General features: G+C 52.5%; 7 protein-coding genes. All 7 read left to right on the top strand.

Features of this window, described 5'->3' with window-relative positions:
* The first annotated feature begins 301 nt into the window (after positions 1–301).
* The 7 genes from HRQ63_RS05885 to HRQ63_RS05855 all read left to right on the top strand — a co-directional run bounded on the left by HRQ63_RS05885 (position 302) and on the right by HRQ63_RS05855 (position 9,480).
* Positions 302–1,378 (top strand): suppressor of fused domain protein, encoded by a 1,077-nt coding sequence (locus tag HRQ63_RS05885; protein ID WP_172240405.1) that lies wholly within the window; start codon positions 302–304, stop codon positions 1,376–1,378.
* Positions 1,379–1,805: 427 nt separating this feature from the next.
* The gene (locus tag HRQ63_RS05880) at positions 1,806–2,552 is read left to right on the top strand and encodes a DeoR/GlpR family DNA-binding transcription regulator (protein ID WP_172240402.1); all 747 of its coding nucleotides are present in this window, start codon (positions 1,806–1,808) and stop codon (positions 2,550–2,552) included.
* Between the two features lie 3 nt (positions 2,553–2,555).
* Positions 2,556–3,467, top strand: coding sequence for a 1-phosphofructokinase (gene pfkB / locus HRQ63_RS05875; protein WP_172240399.1), 912 nt, complete (start codon positions 2,556–2,558; stop codon positions 3,465–3,467).
* An 81-nt stretch (positions 3,468–3,548) separates the two neighbouring features.
* The gene (locus tag HRQ63_RS05870; protein WP_172240662.1) at positions 3,549–5,501 is read left to right on the top strand and encodes a PTS fructose transporter subunit IIABC; all 1,953 of its coding nucleotides are present in this window, start codon (positions 3,549–3,551) and stop codon (positions 5,499–5,501) included.
* A 216-nt stretch (positions 5,502–5,717) separates the two neighbouring features.
* Positions 5,718–6,851, top strand: coding sequence for a glycosyltransferase (locus tag HRQ63_RS05865; protein WP_172240396.1), 1,134 nt, complete (start codon positions 5,718–5,720; stop codon positions 6,849–6,851).
* Positions 6,851–7,939, top strand: coding sequence for a glycosyltransferase family 2 protein (locus HRQ63_RS05860; RefSeq protein WP_172240393.1), 1,089 nt, complete (start codon positions 6,851–6,853; stop codon positions 7,937–7,939). The genes HRQ63_RS05865 and HRQ63_RS05860 overlap by 1 nt, the downstream gene beginning before the upstream one ends.
* Complete coding sequence (locus HRQ63_RS05855) at positions 7,936–9,480, top strand: lipopolysaccharide biosynthesis protein (RefSeq protein ID WP_172240390.1); 1,545 nt, start codon at positions 7,936–7,938, stop codon at positions 9,478–9,480. Before HRQ63_RS05860 ends, HRQ63_RS05855 begins: the two co-directional genes overlap by 4 nt.
* Positions 9,481–9,490 lie beyond the last annotated feature (10 nt).

Raw genomic sequence — 9,490 nt, 5'->3', positions numbered from 1 at the left:
GCGGCCAGCACCGAAGAAGCCGCATCGTCGACGCAAGAGCAGGCGCAAGCGATTTCCAGCATTTCCGATCTCTCGGGCGAAGTCTCCGTGAGCGCGGACGAACTGCGTGCACGAATTGCGAAGTTCAAGACAGAAGAATCGGCCTAACTCATGCAAAACGTTCCCCTATCCATGGCAGACGCCGGGGGAACGTTTTTTTGTACATTTTCAAAAAAGCCCGGATTCGGGTAAACTGAAAGTAGAAAGGTGCCAAGTTGAAGCACTCAAGCGGCATTGAAGCCATCGAAAGGAGCAGCGAACAATGAAGGAAGATGAGGAATTGCAGGACCAAGGCGATCAAGCACCGGGTTGGGACGCGATCGATGCGGTATTGAACAAGCGTTATCCTGGGGTCGAGCCTTTCCATTACGGTACCTTGATTTCGTATCGACTGGGTGGACCCGATCCGCTCAACGGGGTCAGCGTATATGCCTGTGAAGAACCGGCTCCTCATTGGCATTATGTGACGTACGGATTTACCGAGTTGTATGAAAAGGAATTCGAAAATACGGAGTACAGCGGCTTTGGCTTTGAATTGACAATGCGTTTGGCGCGCGAAGGCGAAGAACAACCGCCGGCCTGGGCGATCAATTTCCTTCAGAACCTGGCGCGATACGTATTCAGCAGCGGAAACGGATTCCAGTCCGGACATCATCTCGATGCCAACGGTCCGATCGAAGCGGAGCGGGATACGCCGATTACGGCCGTCGCTTTTGCGGAGGACCCGGAATTGGGACAAGCAAGTTCGCCTTTCGGCAAGTTTCAATTTTTGCAGGTGGTCGGGATTACAGCGGATGAACTGGATATGATCAAAGTCTGGAATACGCGAAGCTTTCTCGATTTGGCGCAGAAGCGCCTGCCTCTTTATTTGACCGATCTGACTCGGACTTCGTTGCTCGAAGATGCGGAGATCAGAGCCGCTGCCGAATTGGGCGTACGTACGGAAGGATCGAGCACAGGCGTGCTGTACTTCGAAAGTTTGAGTTGGGAAGAAAAAAGAAATCTGCTCAAAAGCAATTCCTACACGCTTCAACTCGGCGCTAAACAAGCGGAAACGTTGGCACGCATTCTGGCGGGACGTTTGCTGCATGATCGGGATTTAAGCTTGATGGGACCGGACACGGGCGTCTTGATGATCCCCGATGTGCAAAATCGCGTGGTTGAGTTGGATAACGCTCTCCACTTGTATCTGAACGCGGATGCTGTGGCTGAATTAACCCGCCGCCTGGTGCCCAAAGAAAGCGAATTTCAACTGGATACGATGAACAGCCTGACTATTCGTATCGTAAAAACGCTGATGCGCGATCCGGACGGGAATATCGTAGAGACGATTGGTTAAAGGGCGATTATTATCGATTAGCCTTACAGACCGCGCCGACTGACTTGTTTCGGTCGGCGGCGGTTTTTTGTGCCGTTTTACTTTTCGGTAATAAAAGGTGTTGCACGGAGCAGCGGGGAGACATCCTTCCCGGGCTTTTTTGCATGTACATAGCGGAATAGGACCGAAATTAGTCGCCGATCTGCTAAACTGTCAAAACCTTGCATCCGATAATAGATTCAAAGACAAGCATGGATTTGAAAGAATGAACGTTTTCAAGGAGGAGAATGATCCAGACCGAGGAAGCGTTACCATGGCTTTGTTCGCAGGGAATGAAGGGGTTTCAATCGCCTCAATCATCGATGAAATATTTTGAATGTTTTTGGATAAAAGTGATTGTTTTTTGGTGAAGCGTAGGTTACAATGAGTGGCAGATGGAGGAATCAATATGTTGACAGAAGAAAGATACCGAATCATACTACAGCGCTTACAAGTTTCCGGAATCGTCAAGCTTCAGGAACTGGTTGAGCTGCTGGGTACCTCCGAATCAACGGTACGGCGAGATTTGATCGACTTGGAGTCGCAGCATTTGCTCAAGCGGGTACATGGCGGAGCTTCCCTGCTGCATCGTCGGAGCGAAGAACCCGGCATGGAAGAAAAAACGTTCAAAAACGTTCAACAAAAAAATGCAGTCGGTCGCGCAGCGGCTTCCCAGCTTCGGGACGGCGAATGTATCTACATTGATGCAGGGACAACGACGCTGGCCATGATTCCTTTTATCGAAGCCCAAGACATTACCGTCGTAACGAATGGACTTTCGCATGTCGAAGCACTGGTTAGCAAAAACATTCGTGCTTATCTGCTTGGCGGCATGATGAAAAGCCATACGAAAGCCGTCATCGGCAGTATCGCCCTTCAAAATATGGACAACTTCAGATTCGACAAAGCTTTTATCGGAACCAACGGCGTGAACGCCGAATTCGGATTTACGACGCCCGACCCGGAAGAAGCGCTCATCAAGCGCCGTGCTCGGCAGTTGGCGGAACGTTCGTATGTATTGGCGGATGCCAGCAAGTTCGGCGAAGTGGCCTTTGCCAAATTATTCGATCTCAAGGAAGCCGCGATCATTACCGACTCGATTCCCGAGCGGTGGAGAAAGTCGATTCTTGAGAAAACCAAAATAATCGAGGGATGAACCATGATTTATACCGTAACGCTTAATCCTTCCATCGATTACATCGTGGAAGTGGAAGATTTGCAGCTGGATGCGCTGAACCGCATGAAGCGCGACTTGAAGCTCCCTGGGGGAAAAGGGATCAACGTATCGCGAATTCTGAGTCGACTAGGCGTCGAGAATACGGCACTGGGTTTCCTCGGCGGGTTTACGGGACGATTTATCGAAGACGTACTCAAATCCGAGTCGATCGTGACGGATTTCGTCGGCGTCCAAGACGACACGCGCATCAACATCAAGCTCAAGCACGGCGGCGAGACCGAGATTAACGGCCAAGGGCCGCGAATCGGAGAAGACGAAGCCAATGCGCTGGCGGAGAAGCTGAGAGCGCTTACCGAAGACGACATCGTCGTTCTGTCCGGCAGTGTTCCTCCTTCGCTCGGCGGTTCGTTCTACGATCGGCTGATTGCGGTGATCAAGGAACGCGGCGCGAAATTCGTGATCGACACGACAGGGGACGCGCTGCTCCAAGCACTGCCGCACGGACCGATGCTGGTCAAGCCGAACCATCATGAATTGGCCGAACTGTTCGGCGTCGAGATCGAAGGTCAAGACGATCTGATCAAGTACGGACGCAAGCTGCTGGAAAAAGGCGCTAAAAACGTGCTGATCTCCATGGCGGGCGACGGGGCGCTGCTGGTGACCGACGAACAGGTCTACCACGCCAATGTTCCCAAAGGGGAAGTACGAAACTCCGTCGGGGCGGGCGATTCCATGATTGCGGGATTCGTCGGTACGCTGGCGAGGACAGGCAACCCTCTCGAAGCGCTCCGTACCGGTACGGCTTCAGGAAGCGCCACCGCATTCTCGGACGACCTGGCCGAGCGGGCGAAGATCGATTCGCTGCTGCCGCAGGTTCAAGTCAATCCCGTATAACGCTTCAAAAGATAGAGTAACAAGCACCGAACGGCGTGCGTAACCCGCGCGCCGACAACACCTCCAGAGGAGTGGAACATGATGAGAATTACCGACCTGATGATCGAACCGGTCATGATTTTGGACCTGCGGTCCATTACCAAAGAAGCCGTTATCGACGAACTGATCGCGTCTTTGAATAAAAGCGGAAGAATTAACGATGCCGCGGCGTTCAAGCAAGCGATTCTGGCTCGCGAAGCGCAATCCAGCACGGGAATCGGCGAAGGCATCGCGATGCCGCACGCCAAAACGAGCGCGGTCAACCAACCGACGATCGTATTCGGCAAAAGTTCGGCAGGCGTCGAATACGAATCGCTCGACGAACAGCCGGCCCATTTCTTCTTTATGATCGCCGTTCCGGAAGGCGAATCCAACCTGCATCTTCAAGCGCTCAAAGTGCTTTCGCGCATGCTGCTGGATCCCGACTTCTTAGCTAAACTGCGCGACGTGCGCACGCCGGCCGAAGTCACCGCATTGTTCAATGCGGCCCAAGCGGAATCCGAAGGCGCTCAACCTTCCGCCTCGCCGGCTAACGCAAGCGCTTCCGCGGCGTCCGGCACGATTGTCGGCAACCCGAATTCCGATAAATTTGTCGTAGCCGTAACGGCTTGCCCGACCGGCATCGCGCACACGTTCATGGCCGAAGACGCCTTGAAGAAAAAGGCTAAGGAACTCGGCGTGAATATCCGCGTCGAAACGAACGGATCCGAAGGCGTCGGCAACGAGCTGACGGCCGACGAGATCGCCCGCGCGAGCGGCGTAATCATCGCGGCGGACAAAAACGTGGAAATGGCCCGCTTCAGCGGCAAACCGGTTCTTCAACGTCCGGTCAGCGACGGCATTCGCAAATCCGAAGAACTGATTCGCAAAGCGGCAAGCGGCGACGCGCCGATCTACCGCCATGAAGGCGGAGCTGCCGCGGGCGGTTCCGACAAAGGCGCCAAGGTCAGCGTAGGCGGCAAAATCTACAAAGACCTGATGAACGGCATCTCGCACATGCTTCCGTTCGTGGTCGGCGGCGGTATCCTGATCGCCATCTCGTTCCTGTTCGAGCAGTACGGCGGCGGCGGAGCGGAAAATCCGATCTTCAAACTGCTGATGGGAATCGGCGGCGGCGACGGAGCCTTCCACTTCCTGATTCCGATCTTGGCGGGCTTTATCGCAATGAGCATCGGCGACCGTCCGGCCCTGATGCCGGGTATTGTCGGCGGTTATCTGGCTTCCACGTCCGGCGCGGGCTTCCTCGGCGGTCTGGTAGCGGGCTTCCTGGCCGGTTACATCGTTATCGGTCTCCGCAAAGTATTCAAAGGCATTCCGAAAAGCATCGAAGGCTTGAAACCGATTCTGCTCTATCCGGTCTTCGGCTTGCTGTTGACAGGGATCGTCATGTACTACGTCATTGATCCGGTCTTCGGCGGTCTGAACACTTGGATCACGAACGTACTGGAAAACCTGGGTACGGGCAACGCGGTTCTGCTGGGCCTCCTGCTCGGCGGCATGATGGCAATCGATATGGGCGGTCCGTTCAACAAAGCGGCTTACACGTTCGCGATCGGCATCTTCACTTCCACGGGCGACGGCGCTTGGATGGCGGCAGTTATGGCGGGCGGCATGGTTCCTCCGCTGGCAATCGCGCTCGCAACGACATTCTTCAAGAACAAATTCACCGACGAAGAGCGCAAATCAGGCATCACGAACTACGTGCTCGGCGCGAGCTTCATCACGGAAGGCGCGATTCCGTTCGCTGCGGCTGATCCGCTGCGCGTCCTGACCTCCTGCATCATCGGTTCCGCGGTAGCGGGCGGACTGACCCAGCTGTGGGCAATCAACGTTCCGGCTCCGCACGGCGGCGTGTTCGTGGCCCTGTTGTCCAACCATGCGGCACTGTTCCTGCTGACGGTTATCATCGGTGCGGTTATCTCCGGCCTGATTCTCGGCATGTGGAAAAAAACGCTGGTACAGCGTGCAGAGATCGAGGCTAAAAAAGCGGCATAAATCAATCGCTTACCAAAAGACTTGCAATTCTTAACCCCTGTTTCCTTAACTGGAAACAGGGGTTTTCCCTTATTTAACCACTAAATAATATTTTTCCTTCACTTGATTCAATTTGAAAATATGAGGGTTATATAAGCTGCAAGCTGGAAAGGAAGCATCGATTATACATAGGTTAAGTTACGCTCAAATTGTTCAATTCGGGGAGGATGCGGTAAAGTGATACCGTTGGTTAGCGTCGTTGTACCTGTATTCAACGTAGAGCGTTTTTTAAGAAGATGTTTGGATAGTTTGATTCATCAAACATTGAAGCAGATCGAAATTATTGTCGTGAACGACGGTTCTACGGACGGCTCGCGCGAAATCATGGATTCTTACGCGAAAAGCGATTCTAGAGTGATTATTATCGATCAAAAAAATCAAGGGTTGAGCGCTGCGAGGAATACCGCATTGGATGCGGTAAAAGGGCTTTATGTCGCTTTCGTCGATTCCGACGATTGGATCGAAATTAATGCTTTGGCCGCGATGTATGAAGAAGCTGCGCGTGAGGAAGCCGATATTTGCGCTTGCGATTACGCGCTTGCTTACGAAGACCGGATCGAGCGCGACGTTCTCGGACTGGGTACGGAACGAATCGTCATCGAAGAATACGGCTTGGATCGATTGTGGAACAGCAAAAAATATGCGGTCATGGTATGGAACAAACTGTATCGGAGAAGTTTGATCGAGGCGCAAAGCCTGCGATTCGAATCGAACAGCAAAGTGTTCAGCGAAGACGTTTTATTCAATCTATGTTTTTTGCGCTATGCGAACGTATTTGTATCCGTGAAGCATACCCTGTATTATTACCTTCAACGTCCCGACTCGCTGACCAGTACCCGAAAACCGGATTACATGAAGCGAGAATTGCATTTGGTCGAAAAATTCGAGGAATGGTACGCCGATTATAATGATCGCGACGTGTATACGCGGATTTTGAATCGTCTTTTTTTCGAACGCGTTCAAAACAGCTGCGTGCATGATGCGGATTACGGGGTCGCCCTTTTCGAAAGCGTCAAGGATTTGAAATTTGCCGCTACATATTCCGGATTCAGCGAGCGCATGGACGCAATCGCGCGAGATTCCGAAACTTGGCGTCCGATGCGCGTTTTCGCTTTTCTTTGCGCAAAGAAAAAGTATGCGGCAGCCGTGCTTTGGCTGCGTGCATTATGTACGGCATCCGGAAAACTTCGATTTTTGAAAAAGGCAAAAAGCTTAAAAGCGTTAGGCGCCGCCGGACCTTCGCTTTTGAGCGTGGAAACGGAAAGCGGCGCAAGAAATTTGACGATCTCCGCGAAAAAGGATGATATTTGATGAAGATAAGCATTATTGTGCCGGCGTATAACGTGCAATCCTACATCGGCAGCACGCTGGAGAGTTTGAGTCAACAGACTTTGCGCGATTTCGAAGTGTTGATCGTGAACGACGGTTCTACGGACCGGACCCCGCAAACGGCCGAGTCGTATTTGGCCGATATGCCGGAAGCCCGGCTGATTCACACCGAGAACGGGGGCGTCAGCCGGGCAAGAAACCGAGGATTGGCCGAAGCGAAAGGCGAATACGTTCTTTTTCTTGACGGCGACGATTATGTGGACCGAACGTTAGTCGAAAAAATCGCCGAGGCGGTGACTTCGGATGCGGCGCCGCCCGATGCGGTCGTTTTTCGTTTTCTCGAAGTCGGCGAAGACGGCAAGGTTTTATCGGATTTTTTCCGCGGTAAGTCCGCCCTTCCGCATTCCCTTAGCGGAGTCGATACGTTGAAAAAGGTATTCTTTGATCGCGACTTGCGAATCGCGATCTCGGGAATCGCTTACCGGCGGAAGAATTTGATCGAGTCCGGACTGCTTTACGAACCGGATTGCGTGAACGGTGAAGATCAGGAATTCATTTACCGGGCTTTGGGCCGTTCCCGGGAAGTACGTTTCGTCGATGAACCGCTAATGTTTTACGTACAGCGCCGATCTTCGGTAACCTACACGTATAACGTGCGCAAGTTCGATTTCGCCGCGGCTTTCGATCGGGCGGCCGCGGATCTTCGCGAACAAAACGACGCGGAATTGAACCGGATCGCGGACGTGCTCGGCGGGCCTTATTTGTTGGAAGATTATTTGTATACGATACGTACCTGCCTAGCAGCCGGAGACTTCCGCATGTCTGCGCTGCTTCGCGATATCGAGCTTCATTATCCGGGCTTGCCGGATAAAATGAAAAAACGCATACAGGAATGCCGAACCGAGGGAATCGCGCTGCCTCGCGCATTGAGATTGTTCCGTGCTTCGCCGTTCGCTTACGGTTTGCTTCTGCGCGCCAAAAGTTCCGTCGCGTCAAGGCGAAGCGCAAGATCCGCTGCCGCAACAATGTCTTCGAACCGAACCGGAGCGGCGGGGGAGGGGAATTCGTGAGATTCAAACGCGCTTTGCTCAATGCCCTGACAGGGCTGCTCAGCCAGATCATCACGATCGGGCTGGCCTTTTTTATTCCCCGTCTGATTTTGGTCGGATACGGTTCGGACACAAACGGCCTCGTCAATTCCGTTTCGCAAATCATCGCTTATCTTGCGCTTCTGGAAGCAGGAGTAGGCGCGGCTTCGCTGCAAGCCTTATATAAGCCCGTGGCAGAAGGGGATCGGAGCCGAATCAATTCGATTCTTGCCGCCACGTCCGCTTATTACAAAAAAACCGGCATTTACTATTTTGCCGCGGTCCTGCTTTTGGCGGCCGTTTATCCGTTTTTCGTGGAAAGCGGATATTCCATGCTCACCGTATTCGCGGTCATCGCGTTCAGCGGAATGGGCGGAGCGGTCAATTATTATTTTCAAGGCAAGTTCAAAGTGCTGCTGCTTGCCGAGGGCAAAAGTTATATCGAATCGTCGGTCGTGACGATCGGCAATATCGTGAACAGCCTCGTTCGCATCGTTCTGCTGCTGCAGGGCGTCAGTATCGTGACGGTTCAGTTTTCGTATTTCGTGATCGTGATTCTGCAAATCGTCGCGTACCAAATCTATATCCGCCGGCACTATCACTGGCTGGACCTTAAAGCGAAACCGGACTATGCGGCGATCGGCCAAAAAAACTCGGTTCTGATCCATGAGTTGTCCTACCTGATTTTCCGCAATACCGACGTGCTGATCTTGACGTTGTTTACCAACTTGAAAGTGGTCAGCGTGTACGTGCTGTACAACATGATTTTCAACGTGGTGGACAGTTTTATGCAGACGTTCGGCGGCAGTCTCAAATTCGCTTTGGGACAAAGTTTTTTCGAACACAGGAAAAAGTTCGACAAGCTTTATAACGCGTACGAGACTTATTTTATCGGATTCGTTTTCGCGATCGTGACATTGGCTTATCTTTTGGTTCTGCCTTTCATGAAATTGTATACGGCAGGCATAACCGACGCGAATTATATCGATGTTTGGCTGCCGTTATTGTTCGCCCTTTCCAAATTGTTGATGAACGCGCGAACGCCTTCCGATACCGTGATCGACATCGCGGGACATTTTCGCGGCACGCAAAGTCGCGCGATTTTTGAATCGACGATCAATTTGGTCGTTTCGTTCGGACTTGTATTCGTGCTTGGCGTGTACGGCGTTCTGCTCGGGACTATAGCCGCGCTGCTTTACCGTTCGGTGGATATGATCCTTTATGCGAACGTACGCTTGTTAAGTCGTAACCCGTGGTTGACTTTCCGAAAATGGCTGGTGTGCGCGGTTCTTTTCGTTGGCGCCGCATGGCTGCATAGCCGCTTCGAACTGCCGATTTCTTCGTACGGAACCTTTTTCGCCTGGGCTGCTCTGCTGGGCGTTCTGATTGTTCCGGCGTATCTGCTGGCTTTGTCCGTTTTCGAACGCGAAGCGTTTCGCTACGTATTATCTTTTGTCTTGAGGTTATCCCGCCGCTCTTCCGGCGCTTCCGTGCCTCAAACGCCGGAAAAAGGACAGTCTTGAACGATCGATT

It is taken from the genome of Saccharibacillus endophyticus, assembly GCF_013185185.1.
GTDB lineage: Bacteria > Bacillota > Bacilli > Paenibacillales > Paenibacillaceae > Saccharibacillus > Saccharibacillus endophyticus.
Note: the sequence above shows the minus strand (reverse complement) of the source record. Positions and strands in the feature narration are given on the sequence as shown.